At 66.7% G+C, this 21350-nt stretch carries 6 protein-coding genes; 4 read left to right on the forward strand and 2 right to left on the reverse strand.

Annotated elements, in window-relative coordinates; all coding sequences use genetic code 11:
- Nucleotides 1–89 precede the first annotated feature (89 nt).
- From ABLE38_RS19125 to ABLE38_RS19140, 4 genes are all read left to right on the forward strand, one after another.
- Complete coding sequence (locus tag ABLE38_RS19125; RefSeq protein WP_348975823.1) at nucleotides 90–12509, forward strand: YDG domain-containing protein; 12420 nt, start codon at nucleotides 90–92, stop codon at nucleotides 12507–12509.
- Nucleotides 12506–14218, forward strand: coding sequence for a ShlB/FhaC/HecB family hemolysin secretion/activation protein (locus tag ABLE38_RS19130; protein ID WP_348975824.1), 1713 nt, complete (start codon nucleotides 12506–12508; stop codon nucleotides 14216–14218). The genes ABLE38_RS19125 and ABLE38_RS19130 overlap by 4 nt, the downstream gene beginning before the upstream one ends.
- A 107-nt stretch (nucleotides 14219–14325) precedes the next feature.
- Nucleotides 14326–16677: an arylsulfatase gene (locus ABLE38_RS19135; protein ID WP_348975825.1), complete on the forward strand. Its 2352-nt coding sequence runs from the start codon at nucleotides 14326–14328 to the stop codon at nucleotides 16675–16677.
- 37 nt (nucleotides 16678–16714) lie between these two features.
- A complete protein-coding gene (locus tag ABLE38_RS19140) occupies nucleotides 16715–17563 on the forward strand; it encodes a hypothetical protein (RefSeq protein WP_348975826.1) in 849 nt (282 codons plus the stop codon).
- A 7-nt stretch (nucleotides 17564–17570) separates the two neighbouring features.
- Here the strand turns inward: ABLE38_RS19140 and ABLE38_RS19145 are convergent, their stop codons facing one another.
- Together ABLE38_RS19145 and ABLE38_RS19150 are read right to left on the reverse strand one after the other, a co-directional pair.
- Nucleotides 17571–19070: an arylsulfatase gene (locus tag ABLE38_RS19145; protein WP_348975827.1), complete on the reverse strand. Its 1500-nt coding sequence runs from the start codon at nucleotides 19068–19070 to the stop codon at nucleotides 17571–17573.
- A gap of 235 nt (nucleotides 19071–19305) precedes the next feature.
- Nucleotides 19306–20706, reverse strand: coding sequence for a voltage-gated chloride channel family protein (locus tag ABLE38_RS19150; protein ID WP_348975828.1), 1401 nt, complete (start codon nucleotides 20704–20706; stop codon nucleotides 19306–19308).
- Nucleotides 20707–21350 lie beyond the last annotated feature (644 nt).

A 21350-nucleotide genomic window follows, 5' to 3' on the forward strand; every position in this document is an offset into this window, starting at 1 on the left:
AATGAAACGATAATCCCGGGGGATATCGACGAGGGCAGCCGATGGAACACCGTTCCTCTCTCCGCGCGACCCTGCTCCGCGGCAGCATATTGGCCACCGCTACCGCGCTACTGGCCTTCGCGCCTTCCGCCTGGGCGCAAACCGGTCCCGCGCTTCCGAGCGGAGGCGTGTTCACCACCGGCGAAGGGCAGATCGCCCAACCCTCCCCCAACGCGCTGACGATCACGCAATCCTCGCGACGCGGGGTGATCGACTGGCGGGAGTTCTCAATCGCGATCGAGAACCAGGTGCGGATCGATAATGGCGGCGGCGCGACGCTGAACCGGGTGACCGGCGGAGCGCTGTCGCGGATCGACGGCATGCTGAGCGCGAGCGGCTCGGTCTATCTGATGAACCCCAATGGCGTGGTGATCGGCCCGAGCGGCAAGGTGCTGACCGGCGGCGACTTCGTGGCGACGACGCGGAACATGGATGCCGGCCAGTTCATGGCGGGCGGATCGCTGGCGGCCTCGGGCAACTCCAACGGCATGATCGCCAACGGCGGATCGATCGTCTCGCAGGGCGGCAGCGTGGTGATGATCGCGCGTGCGGTGAGCAACGACGGCACGATAGAGGCGCGCCAGGGCCGGGTCACGCTTGCCGCCGCCAATGACGTGCTGATGGCGACGACCGACGGCAAGGCGGACGGCATCTACGTCTCGGTCGGCGCGGGCGGCGGCGACATCACCCAGACGGGACGGATCGCGGCGGCAGCGGTGGCGCTCAAGGCGGCGAACGGCAACATCTTCGCGCTGGCCGGCAATCGCGACGGGCTGGTCCAGGCGACCGGCACCGCGACCATCAAGGGCGAGCTCTGGCTGACCGCGCCCGCTGGCAAGGTGGAAGTCGCGGGCATGCTCAAGGCCGCGAACGCCGATGGCAGCGGCGGGCAGATCGTGGTCAGTGGCCGCGACCTGGCGCTCACCGCAACGGCGAACCTCTCGGCAGCCGGCATAGGCGGCGGCGAAGTGCTGATCGGCACGTCGGGCTATGGCAGCGGCGCCGATCTCGCGCGCAGCACGGCGATCGGCGATGGCGCGCGGATCGCCGCGGGCGGCCCGGCAGGCGGCGGGCGGATCGAGACCTCGGGACATGGTTTGGACCTCGGCGCGGCGACGATCCTGCCGGCCGCGGGCGGCAGCTGGCTGATCGATCCGGATGACTTGGTGATCGATGCAGCTGCGGCTGCGGGGATCGTCACTTCGCTCAACGTAGGCGGAGGCACCGTCCTCGTCCAGACCACGGCCGGCGGGACGGGCGGTGTCGGCGACATCACCGTCGCGTCACCGATCGTCTGGACCGAGCCGACGGGCGCGCTTTCGATCGACGCCTATCGCAACATCGCGGTCAACGCCGCGATCACCGGGGCCGGCGATGTCAGCCTGAGCGCGAACGGCACGCTCGCCATCAACGCGCCGGTCTCGGGCGACACGATGTTCGCGCAGGTCGTCGGCGCCGTGACGATCAATCCCGGCGGGTCGTTCAGCGGCACCGACGCCGTCGGGATCGAGAGCAGCAGCTTCACCAACCTCGCCGGCGCCGGCGCGATCAGCTCGAGCGGAGACCGGTGGTTCATCGCCACGGACGACGCCGCAGGATCGAACGACGGCGGTCTGACGCCTGATTACTATCTCTACGACTATCTCAACACGCCGAGCGTGCCCGCGCCAGGCAATGGGCGCTTCTATCGCCAGGCGCCGAGCATCAGCTTCACGCTGGGCGCGGTCACCAAGACCTATGACGGCACTACCCTCGCCACGCTCGACAGCAGCAACGTCAACCTGACCGGCCTGGTCAACGGCGACGTCTACACGCTCGACGGCAGCTATGCGACCGAGGACGCCGGCATCGGCATCGACGTTACCGCGACCAACTTCCAGGCGAGCCGGGGCGGGATCGCAGTCTATGGCTACGACGTCACCACGCCGAGCGTCACCGCGGCGGTGGGCAGGATCGACCGGGCCGCGCTCACCGCGGCGATCGTCGGCAATCCCACCAAGACCTACAACGCCACCACCGCGGTCGCGCTGACCGCCGCCAATTTCCAGCTGAGTGGCGTGGTCAACGGCGAGAGCGTCACGATCAACGGCGCAGCGACATCGGCCTATGACAGCGCCAATGCCGGCCCGCGAACGGTCAGCACCACGTTCCAGAGCCCCAATTTCACCGCGGGCGCGGGCACCAGTCTCGCCAACTACATCCTGCCGATCAGCGCGAGCGGCGCGGGGCTTATCAACCCGGCGCCGATCCTGATCAGCGGAGTCACCGCGAACGACAAGGTCTATGACGGCACCACCGCAGCGACGCTGAACACCGGCGGCGCGACGATCTTCGGCGTGGTGCCCGGCGACACGGTGACGCTCGACACCTCAGGCGCCGCCGGCGTGTTCACGACGAAGAATGTCGGCAACGCCATCGCCGTGACCGGCGCAGGCTTCGCGCTCGCCGGCACCAGCGCGGCCAATTATGCCGTCTCGCAGCCGACCGGGCTTGCCGCCAACATCACAAGGGCGGCGCTGGTGGTCACCGGGCTGACCGCGAACGACAAGGTCTATGACGGCACCTTCTTCGCCGGCGTCAACACGGCCGGGCTGGTGATCAGCGGGCTGGTTCCCGGCGACGATGTCCTTCCGGTCGATGCCGGCGGCCAGATCAGCTTCGCGCAGAAGGATGTCGGGCAGAATATCCTGGTCACGATCAGCGGCGTCGTCCTGATCGGCGGGGACGCTGGCAATTATGATCTCAGCTTCTCGTCCGCGCTCACCGCCGACATCACCCAGCGCCCACTCAGCATCACCGGCAGCGGCATGCCGAGCAAGGTCTATGACGGCAACACCAACGCCTTCGTCCTCGCGTCGCAAGTCGGCCTGAGCAACGTGGTCGCCGGCGAGACGGTCACGCTCAGCCAGGCGACGGGGCTCACCTATGCCGACAAGAATGTCGGCATCTGGGACATCGACTTCACGCTCAGCCCGTCGGACTTCCAGGCCGGACCGAACACTTTGCTCTCCAACTATCTGCTGCCGAGCATCGGCACGATCCAGGGCGAGATCACCCCCGCCCCGCTGGTCATCACGATCATCGGCAACCCCACCAAGGCCTATGACGGCAACGCCAATGCCGCGCTCGGGCCGGGCAATTTCCAGGTCGACGGCTTCATCACCGGCGAGGGCGCGACCGTCACCCAGGCCTCCGGCCAGTACAGCTCGTCCGACGCCGGCGTCTGGACGGTAAGCGCCAACCTGACTGCCGGCGATTTCGCTACCGATCCCGGCACGCTGATATCAAACTACTACATCCCGTCCCCAGTGAGCGGCGTGGGCACGGTCACGCGGCGCGATCTCGGCCCGGGCGTGGTCACCGTCGACATCACCGGTAATCCGACCAAGGTCTATGACGGCACCACGATCGCCACGCTGACGCCTGGCGACTACACCCTCGGCGGCTTCATCGCCGGCGAAGGCGCGACGATCACCGAGACGGTGGGCACCTATGGCAGCGCCAATGCCGGGCAGCAGTCGGTCACCGTCCAGCTCGATCCGGGCGACTTCGCCCCCTTCCCCGGCACCAATCTCGCCAACTACACCCTACCCGACGTCGCGACGGGCATCGGCACGATCCTGCGCGCGCAGTTGAGCGCCGCGATCATCGGCAATCCGACCAAGGTCTATAACGGCCAGACGCGCATCGGGCTCAACCCCGGCAGCTTCAGCATCACCGGCCTCATCGCCGGCGAGAGCATCACCGTCACCCCGGGCAATATCGGCAATTATGACGACGCCGACGCCGGCAGCCGCACGATCACCGCGCTGTTCCCGAGCATGGCCAATTTCGTCGCCGGGCCGGGCACGCTGCTCAGCAACTATCTGCTGCCGGCCCAGGCGACCGGGCCCGGCACGATCACCCCGGCGCCGCTCAACATCCTCAACGTGCGGGCGCAAGACAAGGTCTATGACCAGACCACGCTCGCACTGCTGACCGGCACGGCCACGCTGTTCGGCGTGGTCTCGGGCGACACGGTCCTGCTGAGCTCGGCGGGATCGACGGGCACCTTCGCCACCGCCAATGCCGGCAGCGGCATCGGCGTGACGGTGTCGGGCTTCACCATCTCCGGTGCCGATGCGGGTAATTATGCGCTGTTCCAGCCGGCGGGACTGACCGCGAACATCGCGCGGCGCGGACTGACGATCGTCGGGCTGATCGCCAACGACAAATTCTACGACAGCACCACCGCCGCGACACTCGGCGGATCGCCGACGCTGGTGGGTGTGCTGAGCGGCGATACCGTAGCGCTGAACGGGCTGGGCTCGACGGCGTCCTTCCTGCAATCGAATGTCGGCACCGATCTGCGCGTCAATATCGGCGGCTTCGCGATTGCCGGGGCGCAGGCGGGCAACTACGCGCTGAGCCAGCCAAGTGGCCTCACCGCCGACATCAACCCGGTGATGTTGACCGGCACAATCCTGGGCAACCCCGCCAAGACCTATGACGGCACCACCAGCGTATCGCTGACCGGTGCCAACTACGCCTTGACCGGCTTCATCGCGGGCGAAGGCGGCACGATCACCCAGTCCTCCGGCGCGGCCTATGACAGTGCTAATGCCGGCGCGCGAACGGTAACCGCGACACTGGTGGTCTCCGATTTCGTAGCCAACGCGGGCACGTTGCTGAGCAACTATGTGCTGCCGACCGCGATCTCGGGCGCGGGCACGATCAACCAGGCGGCGCTGACCGCGACGATCATCGGCAACCCGACCAAGGTCTATGACGCAACCACCACCGCGACGCTGACCAGCGCGAACTATGCGCTCGCCGGTTTCGTGGCGGGTGAAGGCGCGACCGTCACTCAGACCGCCGGCACCTATGCCAGCAAGAATGTCGGCAGCCGCGCCGCGACCGCGACGCTCGGCAGCGGCGACTTCACTGCAAATGGCGGGACCTTGCTAGCCAATTACGTGCTGCCGACGACTGCATCAGGCACCGGCACGATCACCCAGGCCAGCGTGCAGGTGATTGGCATCCTCGCCAACGACAAGGTCTATGACGGCACCACCGTCGCCACGCTCGACAGTAGCGGTGGCGGGCTGAGCGGCGTGCTCGGCAGCGACGCGGTCGGCCTCGTCTCGAGCGGCGCCGCCGGCAGCTTCGCCACGAGGAATGTCGGCACCAACATCGCGGTGACCGCGACCGGCTACACGCTCGCCGGCGGTGACGCGGCCAATTATCTGATACTCCAGCCGACCGGGCTGGCGGCGGACATCACCCAGGCGACCATCCAGCTCCTCTCGGTCACCAAGACCTATGATGCGACCATAAGCGTGCCGACCGCCAACGGCGCCTATACCTTGTTCGGCGTGGTGGCGGGCGACAGCGTAGCCGTCGATGCCAGCGGGATCACCGGCAGCTACGCCGACAAGAATGTCGGCACGGGCAAGCTGGTGACGCTGAGCGGCGTCGCGATCACCGGCGCCGACGCGGCCAATTATTCGATCGCGGCAACCGTCACCAACCAGCCGATCGGCACCATCACGCCAGCGACGCTCGACGTCATCGGCGCGCTGGCGCTCGACAAGACCTATGACCAGAACACCGTCGCCCAGCTCGACAATAGCGGCACCGTGCTGAGCGGCGTGCTCGCCAGCGACGTGGTCAATCTGAGCTTCGCGACGACGGGCAATTTCGACAATGCCAATGCGGGCCTGGGCAAGCCCGTCACCACCACCGCCTATAGCATCTCGGGTGCCGATGCGGGCAACTACACGCTGGTCCAGCCGCATGGGCTGACGGCGGACATCAACCCGCTCGAGATCTTCCTCGCCTCAGTGACCAAGACCTATGACGGCACGACCGCGCTGCCGAGCGCGGCCGGCGGCTATGCATTTACCGGCGTGCTGAGCGGCGACACGGTGGTCGCCCAGACTTCGGGTGTCACCGGCCAGTACAACGACAGCAAGAATGTCGGCACCGCCAAGCCGGTGACGGTCGACGGCCTCACGCTCACCGGCGCGAGCGGGGGAAACTATTTCATCAGGCCGAGCATCACCGGCAGTCTCGGCACGATCACCCAGGCAGTCCTGAGCGTCGCGATCATCGGCAATCCGACACGGGTCTATGACGCGACCAACGCCGCCACGCTGGCGACCGGCAACTATCAGCTCACCGGTTTCGCCGCGGGCGAAGGCGCGACGGTGACCGAGATGGCGGGCAGCTATGACTCGGCCAACCAGGGCGCGCGCACGATCACCGCTATCCTCGACGCCGGCGATTTCACTTCGAATGGCGGCACGCTGCTGGGCAACTATGTGCTGCCCACCAGCGCCAGCGGCGCGGGCACGATCGATCCGCGGCTGCTGACCGTCTCGAGCGTAATTGCCAACGACAAGGTCTATGACGGCACGACCGTCGCGACCCTGAACAGCACGGCAGCCGCACTCAACAATGTCGTGCCCGGCGATACCGTGGCGCTGAACAGCGCGGGCGCGACGGGCACCTTCGCCTCGCCCCATGTCGGCACCGGCATCGCAGTGACCGCCTCGGGCTATGCGCTGACCAACAACCCGTTCGGCAACTACACGCTCCAGCAGCCGACCGGACTGAGCGCGAACATCACTGCGGCCCTGCTCACGCTAACCCGCGTCACGCGCACCTACGACGCATCGACCAACCTGCCGGGCAATGCCGGTGCCTATACGCTGAGCGGCGTGGTCGCCGGCGACGATGTGGCGGTCGATGCCGCCGCGGCAGCGGCGAGCGGCAGCTATGCCGACAAGAACGTCAACACCGGCATCCTCGTCACGATCGGCAACCTGGCGCTGACCGGCGCGGCAGCGAGCAATTACTCGATCGCCAGCCCGCTTACCAATGCGTCGATCGGCGAGATCACCCCGGCGACGCTGAGCGGGTCGATCATCGGCACCCCGACCCGAATCTATGACGGCACGACCGCCGCGCTGCTCGCGAGCGGCAACTTTCAGCTGACCGGCTTCTTCGGCGGCGAAGGCGCGACCGTAACAGAGACGGCCGGCCGGTATGATAGCGCCAATACCGGCGCGCGCACCATCGCCGCGACACTCGACTCTGGCGACTTCACCGCCAATGGCGGCACCTCGCTCTCCAACTATATCCTGCCGACCGGCGCGAGCGGCGCAGGCCAGATCGATCCGAAGGCGCTCGCCGTCACGATCATCGGCACGCCGACGCGGACCTATGACGGCACCACCGCGGCGGCGCTGACGGCCGAGAACTACGACCTGACCGGCTTCGTCTCCGGCCAGAGCGCGACGGTAACCCAGGCCTTCGGCGCCTATGCCAGCAAGGATGCGGGCAGCCGGACCGTCACCGCGACGCTGGGCACCGGCGACTTCCTGGCGGGGAGCGGCACCTCGCTGAGCAACTACATCCTGCCGACCACCGCCAGCGGCGCAGGATTGATCAACCAGGCAATGCTCACCGCCGCGATCATCGGCACGCCGACGCGCGTCTATGACGCGACCACCGCGGTCACGCTCAACCCGGGCAATTATCAGCTGACCGGCTTCGTCAGCGGCGAGGGCGCGACGGTGAGCGAGACGGCAGGCGTGTTCAATTCGCCCGATGCAGGCCCGCGAACGGTGACTGCCACCCTCGATCCGGGCGACTTCGTCGCGACTGGCAGCACCCTGCTCTCCAACTATGTCCTGCCCGTCAGTGCCCGCGGTGGCGGCCGGATCGACCGGGCGGTGCTCGGCGCGGCGATCATCGGCAATCCGACCCGGATCTATGACGGCACCACACTCGCCGCGCTGACCACGGCCAACTATCAGCTTACCGGCTTTGTCGGGACGCAGGGCGCAAGCGTCACGCAGACGGCGGGCGCTTACAGCTCGGCCAATGCCGGCACCCGCGCCGTCACCGCCAGCCTCACGAGCGGGGACTTCGCTGCGAATGGCGGCACGCTGCTCTCCAACTATGTCCTGCCCACCACGGCGAGCGGCCAAGGCCAGATCGATCCCGCACTGCTCACCGCCGCGATCGTCGGCACGCCGACTAAAAGCTATGACGGCACCGCCGCCGCCACGCTGACCGCCGGCAACTACACGCTGAACGGCTTCGTCGCCGGCGAAGGCGCGACCGTCACCCGGACCGCCGGCAGCTATGCTTCGGCCAATGCCGGCACCCGCATCGTCACGACCAGCCTATCGAGCGGCGACTTTACCGCGAACAGCGGCACGCTGCTCGCCAACTATGTGTTGCCGCTCACCGCGATCGGCACCGGACTGATCGACCGCGCGACGCTGCAGGTGTTCATCAGCGGCATCCCGGTGAAGGACTATGACGGCACCACGCTCGCGACGCTGACCCCCGGCAACTACACGCTGACCGGCTTCGTCGCCGGCGAAGGCGCGACAGTGACGCAGGGATCGGGCAACTATGCCTCGGCCAATGCCGGGCTGCGGCTGATCAGCACGGTGCTGGCCGGGTCCGACTTCGCGGCGAACAGCGGCACGCTGCTCGCCAACTACACCCTGCCGACCACCGCCACCGGCGTCGGCCTGATCAACCGGCGCGCGCTCGCCGCCGCGGTGATCGGCCTGCCGACCAAGATCTATGACGGCACCGATGTGGCGACGCTGACCTCGGCCAATTACGCCTTTACCGGCTTCGTGGCCGGTGAAGGCGGTACGATCACCGAGACCGACGGGACCTATGCATCGGCCAATGCTGGGCTGCGCGGGATCACCGTCAACCTGGGCAGCGCCGACTTCGTGGCGAACAGCGGTACGCTGCTCATCAACTATCTGCTGCCGCTCACCGCGACCGGACCCGGGCGGGTCGACCAGGCGATGCTGAGCGCAGCGATCATCGGCAATCCGAGCCGGGTCTATGACGGCACCACCGCTGCGGCGCTGGCCTCCAGCAATTATGCGCTGACCGGCTTCGTCGCTGGCGAGGGCGCGACCATCACCGAGACCGCGGGCAGCTATGACTCGGCTAATGTCGGATCGCGCACCGTCACTGCGTCGCTCGATGCGGGAGATTTCGCTGCGAACAGCGGAACGACGCTGGGCAACTACGTCCTGCCGACCAGCGCAGCGGGCACCGGGACGATCGGCCAGGCGATGCTCACCGCCGCGATCATCGGCACGCCGACGCGCGCCTATGACGGCACGACCCTCGCGACGCTGACCTCGGCGAACTACGCGCTGGCCGGGTTTGCGGCTGGCGAGAGCGCCACCATCTCGCAAGCCACCGGCATATATAGCTCGGCAAATGCCGGCAGCCGCATCGTGACGGCCGTACTCGCCGGCGGGGATTTCACTGCCGGCAGCGGTACCGACTTGTCCAACTATATCCTGCCGACTAGCGCGAGCGGTGCAGGACTGATCAGCCAGGCGGCGCTCAATGCGGTCATCATCGGCACGCCGACCCGAACCTATGACGGCACCACCCGCGCCATGCTGACCAGCGCAAACTATGCGCTCGCCGGCTTCGTCACGGGAGAAGGCGCGACGGTCACCCAGGCTGCCGGCACCTATGCCTCGCCCAATGCCGGAACGCGGAGCGTCACCGCCATCCTAACCGCCAGTGACTTCACCGCCGACAGCGGCACGCTACTGAGCAACTACGCCCTGCCCGCCAGCGCGATCGGAGCCGGGGTGATCGACCGCGCGGCGCTGGGCGCGATCATCGTCGGGAACCCCAGCCGGGCCTATGACGGCACCACGGTCGCGGCGCTGACCCCGGCGAACTATGCCCTGACCGGCTTCGTCGCCGGCGAAAGCGCCACCGTCAGCCAGGGCGTCGGCGGCTATGCCGCGCCCGATGCCGGCGTGCGCGTCGTCGATGCAACGCTGGCTGCTTCCGACTTCATCGCCGGCACGGGCACGTTGCTGTCCAACTATGTCCTGCCGGCGAGCGCCACCGGGCCCGGCACGATCGACCGCGCGTTGCTGGTGGCGCTGATCGTCAACGATCCGACACGGGTCTATGACGGCACCACCGCTGCGGCGCTGACCGCCGGCAATTTCACGCTCACCGGCTTTGCCGTGGGCGAAGGCGCGACGGTGACCCAGACGGCGGGCGCCTATGGCTCCCCGAATGCCGGGATGCGGACAGTCAGCGCGACGCTCGGCGCGTCCGATTTCGCCGCAATCGGGGGCACTTCGCTTGCCAACTATGTGCTTCCCATGAGCGCGAGCGGCACCGGGCATATCGAACAGGCGGTGCTGACCGCCGCGATCATCGGCACACCGACCAAGACCTATGACGGCACCGTCCTCGCGATGCTGGGCGCCGGCAACTATGCGCTGACCGGCTTTATCGCCGGCGAGGGCGCGACGATCACGCAGGCCCTCGCCGCCTATGATTCCGCCGATGCGGGCTCGCGCACCGTCACCGCGATACTCGCCGCCGGCGACTACGCCGCAGACAGCGGCACTCTGCTCGATAACTATGCCCTGCCGACCAGCGCCACCGGGTCAGGCCTGATCGACCCGCGCGCCCTCACCGCCACGATCATCGGCGATCCGACCCGCGCCTATGACGGCGCCACCCGCGCCACGCTCGCCGCGGCGAACTACGCGCTCACCGGCTTTGTCGGCACGCAGGGCGCGACGGTCACCCAGACGCAGGGCAGCTATGGCCAGGCCGATGCGGGCATCCGCACCGTCACAGCCACGCTCGCCGGCGGCGATTTCGCTGCCGACAGCGGAACCTCGCTCACCAACTATATCCTGCCAACCAGCGCCTCCGGCCTCGGCCGGATCGACCGGGCTATCCTCAACGCAGTCATCATCGGCACGCCGACCCGGGCCTATGACGGGACCGACCTGGCGGCACTGACCCCCGCGAACTTCGCGCTTGCCGGCTTCGTCTCCGGCGAAGGCGCGACGGTCACCCAGGCTTCCGGCGTCTATGCCTCGCCCAATGCGGGGACGCGGATCGTCACCGCCACTGTTGCGGCGAGCGATTTCGCGGCGGATAGCGGCACGGCGCTCTCCAACTATGTGCTGCCGACCAGCGCCGCCGGCCTGGGCGTGATCGACCAGGCGACGCTGACTGCGATCCTCATCGGCGATCCGACACGGGCCTATGACGGGACCACGCGCGCAGCGCTGACCTCGGCGAACTTCGCGCTGGCCGGCTTCGTCGCGGGCGAGGGCGCCATCGCCACTCAGAGCGCGGGCAGCTATGCCTCGGCCGATGCCGGACCACGGCTGGTCACCGTAACGCTCGCCGCCACCGACTTCGCGCCCAATGCCGGTACGCTGCTCGACAACTACGCGTTACCTGCCAGCGCCGCAGGGCTCGGAACGATAGACAGGGCCATGCTGACCGCCGCGATCATCAAAGATCCGACCCGCACCTATGACGGCACCACGCGCGCGACGCTGACCTCTGCGAACTATGCCCTTGCCGGCTTCGTCGCCGGCCAGAGCGCCACGGTCACCGAGACCATTGGCGCCTACAGCGCGGCGAATGCAGGCGCGCGGACCGTGACGGCGACACTCGACGCGAGCGATTTTGCCGCCGGCAGCGGGACCGCGCTTTCCAACTATGTTCTGCCTGTCAGTGCGGCCGGGACGGGGCATATCGGCCAGGCGGCGCTGGGCGTCGCGATCGTTGGCAACCCGACGCGGATCTATGACGGCACCAGCCTGGCCTCGCTGACCTCGGCCAATTTCGCGCTCACCGGCTTCATCGCCGGCGAAGGCGCGACGGTCGTGCGGACTACCGGCGCCTATGACAGCGCCAACGCCGGCACCCGCACCGTCACCGCCGCGCTGACCGGCGCCGACTATGCAGCGAACAGCGGCACCCTGCTGAGCAACTATCTTCTGCCGACCAGCGCGACCGGCGCCGGAGCGATCGACCGCGCCAATTTGACCGTTACGATCACCGGCTACCCCACCAAGCCCTATGATGGCGGCACCGACGCGACGCTGGTATCGTCCGACTACAGCATCTCCGGCTTCGTCGCGGGCGAGGGCGCCAGCATCACGCAGACCCAAGGCAGCTATGCCGATCCCGAAGTCGGCGTGCACAGCGTGACCGCGACGCTCGATGCCGGCGACTATGCGGCAAATGGCGGCACGCTGCTCGCCAACTACAACCTGCCGACCACCGCTACCGGGCAGGGCGAAATCACCAAGGCCAAGCCTGCGCCGCCTCCCGACTGCATCCTTCCCTGGTCGGCGGGTTGCCGGGAGCAATTTCCCAGCCTCGCGCAGGTCCTGGGCAACCGGCGCTTCTTCATTCCCTACCCGTCGATGGACTCGGTATATTTCGCCCACACCAACGGCTTCGCCGCGCTGCCGGGGATTCTCTGGCAGAGCAGCGCCGTGCCGATCCCCGACGGCCTCCTGATCACCAGCGGCACGCCGATCGTCAATTCGGCCGAGCAGATCCTCCAGCAGGGCCAGACCGCCAAGCAATGGACGATCCGCTTCCCGCCGCCGCTGCCTATCGACACCCTGGGTGTTCAGCCGTGAGGAAGCTGGCGGCGCTGGCCGTGCTGGCGATCGCAGTCGCAGCACCTGCATCGGCGCAGGACTTCAAGCGCGTCGTCCCCAAGGTGCCGCCGGTGCCCCCGCCCCCAAGCGTGGACACACCGGCGTCCCCCGCGCCTGCCTCTACGGACCAGACGGTCCTGATCCCTGAACTAAAGGGCGTGATATTCATCGGCACGCCGGATGCCGTGCAGCCCGACGGCGTGGCGCCGGAAGCCGTGGCCGGCGGCGTCTCCGCATCCGGCCTGCCGCTGATGGAGACCCCCAACTTTACCGCACGGGTGCGCGCCTATCTCGGCAAGCCACTCACCCGCGCGGGGCTCGATGCCCTCGCGCAGATCGCCCGCGAGGCCTTCCGCGCCGGCGGGCGCCCGTTCCTCGACGTCAGCGTGCCGCAACAGAAGGTGCAGAGCGGCGTGGTCCAGCTGCTCGTCACCGAATACCGGCTGGGCGCGGTCGACGTCACCGGGAACCGGCATTTCTCGACACGGCTGATCCGCGGCATGGGCGACCTGAAATCCGGCGAACCGCTGACGCTGGCGCGGCTGCGCAAGGCGCTGGACGACTACAACCAGAACCCCTTTCTGACGATCAGCGCAGTCGCCAGCCCAGGAAGCGCGACCGGCGAGACCGACCTCACGCTCGAGGCCAAGGACCGGCTGCCACTGCGCGTCTATGCCGGCTACGACAACCAGGGCACGCCGCTGCTCGGTCGCGACGAATGGTATGTCGGGGCGAATTGGGGAAACGTGCTCGGCACCGGGCAGATCCTGTCCTACCAGTTCACCCGCAGCTTCAAGCGGCGCTACACGTCGCACTCGGCGAGCGACGTGCTACCGCTCGGCCCCGACGACCGCTTCCTGCTGTTCGGCGCCTATGCGACCCAGAAACCCGATCTGGGGCCGATCTTCGACAGCGAGGGCCATTCGGGGCAAGTCAGCGCCCGCTGGGCGCACGACCTTCCGGGCTCGCCGAGCGTGAAGCACAGCCTCCAGATCGGCGTCGACTACAAGCGCACCGACAACAACCTCGACTTTCTAGGCTTCCGCATCCTCAAGTCCGATGTCGAGCTGTTCCAGATCCCGGTGACCTATAGCGGCACCTTCATCGACGGCGGCGGGCGCACCGTGGTCGAGGCGACCTGGATCTTCTCGCCCGGCGACGTCACGCCGCACAACAATGACGCAGCGCTAAACCTGCTCGTGCCCTTCTCCGACGCAACCTATGGCTATGGCCGGATCTCGGCGACGCGCACCACCTTCCTGCCCACGGGCATCAGCTGGATCGTCCGCGGCATGTTCCAGGCGGCAACGGGCAACCTCCCCAACAGCGAGCAGCTGGGCGGCGGCGGGATCGGCAGCGTGCGGGGCTATGATCCCAACACCGCGCTGGGCAGCGAGGGCGTGCTGCTCAGCACCGAGTTGCGCTCGCCGGCGTTCAGCCTGCTCGGCAAGAAGATCGACGACCAGCTCCAGCTCGGCCTCTTCGTCGACTATGCCCGTCTCTGGCAGCCGACGCCCTATCCCGACCTGCCGCATCATGATGAGCTGGCCAGCGTTGGCTTCAACATCAACTACAGTGTCGGCCGCTATCTCGACCTGCAGCTCCAGCTCGGCTCGCAGCTGATCCGCGCGCCCTTCGAGACCGAGCGCAAGACACGCGCCGCGGTGATCGCGACGATCGGTTTCTGACCGCCACAACGCCGCGGTTCTCCCGTCCTCCATTCGGGAGAAACCCCGATATCCACGCGAAGCGGTTCTGAGAGAGTCGGCGGATCTCAGCCAGCGCGAGAATCCCGATGCCCGATATCGATCGCACCCATTTGCCGCTCCCCGAACCCGCCTTCACCGGCAAGATCGGCAAGACCTATCAGGAATCGGAGAGCGCCTGGCCGCCTTTGCCCGCGCCATCCACGGGCGCGCCCAACGTCCTGCTCATCCTGCTCGACGATGTCGGCTTCGGCCAGGCGAGCACCTTTGGCGGGCCGGTGCCGACGCCGGCGCTCGACCGGCTCGCCGCCGAAGGCCTGCGCTACACGCGCTTCCACACCACTGCGATCTGCGGCCCGTCGCGCGCAGCGCTGATCACCGGGCGCAACCATCACAATTGCGGCACCGGCTTCCTTTCGGAATGGGCGACCGGCTTCCCGAGCTACAACAACATGATGCCGCAATCGACCGCGACGGTCGGCCGCATCCTCAAGGACAATGGCTATGCCACCAGCTGGTTCGGCAAGAACCACAACACCCCCGATTGGGAGAGCAGCGTCGCCGGCCCGTTCGATCGCTGGCCCACCGGCATGGGCTTCGACTATTTCTACGGCTTCATCGCCGGCGAGACGCACCAATATTATCCGGTGCTGTTCGAGAACACCGTCGCGGTCGAGCCCGATCGCTCGCCCGAAGAGGGCTACCACTTCATGGAGGACATGACCGACCGCGCGATCAACTGGATCCGCTATTCAAAGTCGGTCGCGCCCGACAAACCCTATTTCTGCTATTTCGCCCCCGGCGCCGCGCACGCGCCGCACCACGCGCCGGCCGAATGGCGCGACAAGTTCAAGGGTGAGTTCGACCATGGCTGGGAGAAGGTGCGCGCGGAGACCTACCAGCGCCAGCTCGACAAGGGCATCATACCGCCGGCCACCGCACTGACGCCCAAGCCCGACTGGGTGCAGGACTGGGACGGGCTCTCGGCGGACGAGAAGAAGCTGTTCGCCCGCTTCATGGAGAATTTCGCCGGCTATCTCGCCTACGCCGACGACGAGTGCGGCCGGCTGATCGACGCGGTGCAGGCGATGCCCGACGCAGACAATACGATCATCCTCTACATCGTCGGCGACAATGGCGCCTCGTCCGAAGGCGGGATGACTGGCACCGTCAACGAAGTGATGAACCTGAACGGCATTCCCTCCTCGATCGCGGACAATCTGGAGGCCTATGACAAGATCGGTGGCCGCGACACCGAGCCGCATTATCCGCTCGGCTGGGCCTGGTGCGGCAATGCCCCCTTCCAATGGGTCAAGCAGGTTGCCTCGCATTTCGGCGGCTCGCGCAACCCGATGGTCATTTCCTGGCCCAAGGGGATTACGGACAAGGGCGGCATCCGCCCGCAATTCTGCCATTTGATCGATATAGTCCCGACGCTGCTCGACGCGGCGGGCATCCCCGCTCCCAGCCATGTCAACGGCGTCACGCAAAAGCCGATGGACGGCGTGTCGATCCGCTCGACCTTCGCTGCAGCCGACGCCCATGCCGTGCGCGAGCGGCAGTATTTTGAGGTGTTCTCCAACCGCGCGATCTACGACCGGGGCTGGATCGCCTGCGCGCAGCACACCTTGCCCTGGCGCCAGGACTTTGCGCCTGGCCATTGGGAAAAGGACAAGTGGGAACTCTACCATATCGACGAGGACTTCAGCGAAGCGAACGACCTCGCCGCCCAGCATCCCGAGAAGGTCGAGGCGATGAAGCGGATCTTCGACGAGGAGGCGGAGAAATATCACGTCTACCCGCTCGATGATCGCGGCGCCGGCCGGCTCGCCGAGCCCAAGCCCTCGCCGGGCGGTGCCGACCCCAACCGCACCGAGTTCACCTATTATGAAGGTGCGGCACGTCTGCCCGAGACGGCGGCGCCCAACACCAAGAACCGCTCGCACTCGATCCGGATCGAAATCGATAATTTCTCGGGAACCGCGGAGGGCGTACTGCTTGCCGCCGGCGGCGGATCGGCGGGCTATGCGCTCTACGTCCAGGACGGAAATCCGGTCTATCACTATAATTTCTTCGAGAAGACCCGGCTCAACGTCGTCTCGAGCAAGCCTCTGCCCAAGGGCAAGTCGCTGCTCGAACTGGCCTTTGCCTATGACGGCGGCGGACTCGGCAAGGGCGGCGAGGCGATCCTGTTGCTCGACGGCGAGGAGGTCGGCCGCGGGCGGATCGAGCGGACCGTGGCGGGAAGGTTCGGGATCGACACTTTCGGCCTCGGCGCGGACAGCGGCTCGCCGGTCTCCGACGCCTACAAGCCCCCCTTCCCGCTCAAAGGCGCCAGGATCGGCCGCGTCGACATCAAGCTCGCGCCCCGCAATCTGAGCCAGAGCGAGGAGGACGAGCTGCAGGAGCGCTATCTCGCCTTCGCCCAGCACATCGAATGATTTCCAGCCGCATCCCCTGCCGTACTCGGAGGCCGGCATGACTCTCGCCCAGATCGTGAAATTGGTGCTGATGCTTAGCGTGATACTCACCGTCCTGGCGCTGGCACTACGCGCGCGGCGGCATGACTATCTCTACCTGTTCCACGACGAATGGCGCCTCGGATTGCGCGCGCTAATCGCGATGTTCGTCCTGGTGCCGGCGGCGGCGATCCTGGTCATCGGCTTGTTCGACTTGAAGCCCCCGGTCGAGATCGCGCTGGTCGCGCTGGCCTTCTCCCCGGTCCCGCCGCTCCTGCCCAAGAAGCAAGTCAAGGCGGGCGGCGACGGCGCCTATATCACCGGCCTTCTCGTCGGTGCAGCGCTCGCGTCCCTGATCGTCGCGCCGCTCGGGCTCGCGCTCGCCGGCACCGTCTTCGGGGTGGCGACACATGTCTCGCTCGCAGGCATGGCAATGACGCTGGGGATCACGATCGCCCTGCCGCTCGCGCTGGGTCTGGTCGGCCAGCGCATCCTTGGCGCGCGCGTCGAAGCGGTTTCCGAGCCGCTAAGCAAGATCGCGATGCTGCTTTTCGCAGCCAGCGTACTCGCTTTGCTCTTCGCGATGGCGCCGGCAATCGGCGAACTGCTTGGCGGCGGTACGATCGTAGTGCTGGCGGCTATGAGCCTGGTCGGGCTGGCCGCGGGCTGGCGGCTCGCCGGCGGCGATCCGGGGAACTGGGCGGTGCTGTCGCTGGCCTCGGCCGCCCGCCATCCCGGCATCGCGATCGGTATCGCGACGGCGAGCTTCCCTGATGCGAAGCTCGCTCCCGCCGCGATCGTCCTAGCCGCGGTGGTCAACGCCGTGATCGCGATCCCCTATCTACGCTGGCTGAACGCCAAGGGATAATGGCACCCTAGTCGGTCGGCGCCTGCTCCTTCATGTCCGACAGGATCGACGCCATCCCGATCCCCGTCCCCTTCTGCGAGGGCGGGAAGTCGTGCAGGCTCTGCACGAAGGTTGCGATCGGCCCGATCAGCTCGGGCATGATCCAGCTCTTCTCCTTCATCCACAGGAACTGGCCGCCCGTGTCCGGACTGCGCTCGAAGGGGTCGGCCTTGATGTCGATCACCAGGCCACCCGGCAGCTTGGTCGCCGCCGAAAGCCATTTGTCCTTGATCGCGACGTGAATCTTGAAGTCGTCGATCCGCATCGCCGTTGGCTCGGTCTCGGCGAAGAAAAAGAACTCGCGACGCTTCGACTTGCCATCGGGCTTGGTCAGCATGTCGAGCTGGTTGTAGCCGTCCAGGTGGACCTTGTAGGTGGTGGCGCCGATCTTCTTGCCGGCGATCAAAGCTTCCTTCACGTCCGGATCGCCCACCGCGGCCAGCAGCGTCGGCACCCAGTCCTCGCTGGTCATGAACTCGCCGGTCCAGGTGCCGGGCGCGATCCTGCCCGGCCAGCGTATCAGCATGGGCACGCGGAAGCCGCCGTCCCAAGTCGTGCCCTTCTCGCCGCGGAACGATGCCGTGCCGGCCATCGGCCAGTGCGCCAGGTTGATGCCGTTGTCCGAGGTGAGCAGCACGATGCTGTTCTCGGCCATCCCCTCCTCATCGAGTGCGTCGAGCAGCTTGCCGACCAGCGTGTCGAGCTGCAGCACCGCGTCGAAATAAGGGGTGTGGCCGCTCTTCCCCAGCCATTCGGGCGAGACATGGATCTGTTGGTGCATCCGCGACGGGCAGAACCACAGGAAGAACGGATTGCCCGCCGACTTCTGCTTGCGGACGAAATCAATCGAGGCATCGGTGAACACCTCGTCGATCGATCCCATCTTCTCGCTGGTCAGCGGCCCCTTGTCCTCAATCCGCTGCCTGCCGACCCGGCCCCAGCGCGGATCCTCGGTCGGATCGTCCGCCTCGCTCGCCCAGCTGTGGATCATGTTGCGCGGGCGGCCGCGATAATTCGGGTCGGCCGGGAAGTCCGGCTGCTCCGGCATCTCCATCATGTTGAGGTGATAGAGGAAGCCGTGAAATTCGTCGAAGCCGTGCACGGTCGGCAGGAACTCGTTACGGTCGCCGACATGGCTCTTGCCGAACAGCGCGGTGGCGTACCCCCGGTCCTTGAGCAGCGCCGCCAGCGTCACGTCCTTGGCCCGCAGGCCGACCGGGGCGCCCGGCTGGCCGACCGAGGTCAGGCCGGTGCGGATCGGATATTGTCCGGTCAGGAACGCCGCACGGCCCGCCGTGCAGCTCGGCTGGGCATAATAGTCGGAGATCATCAGGCCTTCCTCGGCCAGCCGATCCATGTTCGGCGTATGCACCGCGCCGAGGCCGCGATGATAGGCGGAGAGGTCCATCGGTGCCATGTCGTCGATCATGATCGCGATGATGTTGGGGTGCGACGGTGAGGAAGGCATAAGCGGCTCCTTTTGCTCCGCTACCAATTTCCCGCGAGTCAGCGGCCGGGAATATCGGGGAAAACCCGTGGCGATAGGGGCGACAGCCCTGCTCACTCGCGATGACATGGATCGGCACCGCGCTTCGATTTACCCAGCCACCCGGCGCGTCTGGCTGACCGACCTTATCGCCGCGTTTCAAATAGATCCGGGATCATGCCGACTTTGCTCGGCAATGGCGCAGGGCTGACGGCGTTCAGTTACCTTTATCGGAAGGGCTTGAGGATCGCGCGGTAGCCGGCGCAGCGCGCGCGGTGCGCACCTCGCGCAGCGTGGCTTCGGATGGAAGCGGCGGCGGGCCGTGCTTCGGGACGGCAAGGCGCTGCGACAGATATATGCCGCTATGGCCGGAACAGATATAAGCCGTGAAGCACGCGACCGCGATCGGCACCGCGTTGGCGGTGCCGAACAATTCCAGGCCCATGATCGTGCAGGCAAGTGGCGTATTTGCCGCGCCTGCGAAGACGGCGACGAAGCCCAGTCCGGCGAGCAGGTCAACCGGAGCCCCGAGCACCCCGGCCAACGCATTGCCGAGCGCGGCGCCGATGAAGAACAGAGGCGTCACTTCGCCGCCCTTGAACCCGCTCAACAGCGTGACGACGGTGAAGACCAGCTTGAGCAGCCAGCTCCACGGGTCGATCGGGCCATCGAAGAAGCCGGCGATCGTAGGATCTCCAGGGGTCGCGGACCAGACACCCAACCCGAGATAGGCGCGGGTCCCCAGAAGCCAGACCAGCGCGATCACCAAAAACCCGCCAAGCACGGGCCTCGCCGGGCCGTAGGGAATGCGGCGTTTCAGCCAGGCGCCCAGAACATGATTGGCCTCGGCAAAGCCGAGCCCGACCAGCCCGAAGACGACCCCGGCCAAGGCTGCCTTGGCGGCCAGCAATGGCGCGACGGCCAGCGATGCGCCCGCCTTCGGCGCGAAAGCGATGTGATAGGGCGTGTGGTGGATACCCCAAGCACGGCAGATCCAGTCGCCGACCACCGCCGCGACCAGGCACGGCACGAGCGCACGATACTCGACGCGGCCGATCGCAAGCACCTCGAGCGCGAACACCGCGCCGGCCAGCGGCGTGCCGAATACTGCCGCGAAGCCTGCTGCGACGCCCGCCATCAGCAGGACGCGCACGCTCGGCTGATCGAGCCGGAACCCACTGGCGACCGCGCTGGCGAGGCTGCCGCCGAGCTGGACCGCCGTCCCTTCCCTGCCCGCCGATCCACCGCACAGGTGCGTGACGACGGTCCCGAGGAAAATCAACGGCGCCATGCGCAGCGGCACGCCGCCGCCCGGTGCGTGGATCTGCTCGACGATCAGATTGTTGCCGCCCTCAACCGGCTTGCCGACAGCGTGGTAGAGCAGCCCGACCGCCCCCCCCGCAAGCGGCAGCAGGAAGAGCAGCCAGGGATGGTCGAACCGCGCGCGGGTCGCGCCGTCGAGGCTCCACAAAAAGGCTGCGCACAATGTGCCGACAGCGGCTGCCATCGGCACGAGCAGCAGCGTCCAGCGCAGGACGGACATCGCGTGGTCGTGCCGGCTGCGGACGAAGCTCAGGATGTTGAGCATGTCGAACAGGTTACGAAAGGTAGCGCGCACGATTCCTCCTTGCTGCCTTGCGGCGCCTGGTAGGAATCATCGACCCTTGCGAGGGTGGTTCGGCTCGAAAGCCCGGCAGAAATCCATTGCCGTTGGCCGCCTAATGTCTTCCATCGCCCGCGCGGTCAACAAAAACGATGCTAGGCAGTTCGGTTTCGCTTTCGATGATCAGGATATGCGCATGGGGCGGCCCCGCGGCGAACACCTGCCCGAACCGCCCGAGGTGCGAAGCTGAGAATGTGGCAAAGGATGTCCGCAGACCCTAGGATTCCGACAAGCGGGCAGCATCGAATGTCGATAATTATATAATTATCTTTATATATCAATATATTATTTTATGATTCTAATATAAGATATTTAAGAATTCATACGAGGGTGCAAGCATTGGTGAATGCGCGCAGCGCGCACCCTCCCTACTCCCTACATCTCCACGATGTGCTTCAGGCGCTCCGTCCGCACGCAGCCATAAATGCAGTGCTGAGAATTCGGCCCCCTCTCCGCACGCCAAGCGGCGCGTGAGACAGTGACAAGCGCAGCCTGCCCAAAATCCGGCCAAGAAAAACAAGTCGAGCGTACTGCAGCAAAGTTATTGTATTTATACCTAGCCTCTCCTCCAACAAATCACTGAAATGCAACGATACTCC

The sequence above is a fragment of the Sphingomonas sp. KR3-1 genome, from assembly GCF_040049295.1.
Lineage (GTDB): Bacteria > Pseudomonadota > Alphaproteobacteria > Sphingomonadales > Sphingomonadaceae > Sphingomonas.